1 protein-coding gene is annotated in these 409 nt (G+C 43.0%); it reads left to right on the forward strand.

All coding sequences use genetic code 11. The annotated features are described in order from the left end of the window. Positions 1 to 165 precede the first annotated feature (165 nt). Positions 166 to 409 (forward strand): N-acetylmuramoyl-L-alanine amidase (locus tag HMPREF2794_RS01515; RefSeq protein WP_210403587.1); only part of this gene is annotated, 244 nt, incomplete at its 3' end.

Consider the following 409-nt stretch of genomic DNA (forward strand, 5'->3'; position numbering starts at 1 on the left):
TTTGGGTAGTACCTACGGGACAGATTGACAACTCGGTTTTAGTCGCCTATGGCGAAGTTTCGACTTTTGCAGGCGCACTCTTCGGAGTTGATTACAGGTATAAATGCAAGTATAAGAAATACATTCAAGGAGAAGACGAAACAGAAAATAAGGAGGAAAAGAAAGATGAATAAACCTACATACATTATCATTCATTGTTCTGCAACACGCGGGGACAAAGATTTCACAGAGAAGCAAATTAATGATTCACACGTAGCCCGCGGCTTCGGTAAATGGGGATACCACTATTATATCCGGAAAGACGGTCGCGTGATTCCCATGCGTGCGGAAAACGAAATCGGGGCACATGATAACTTTATCGTTCCCGGTGAGAAAACCAGTTATAACCGATGTTCAATCGGTATCTGCT

This window comes from Bacteroides sp. HMSC067B03, assembly GCF_001811315.1.
Classification (GTDB): domain Bacteria; phylum Bacteroidota; class Bacteroidia; order Bacteroidales; family Bacteroidaceae; genus Bacteroides; species Bacteroides faecis.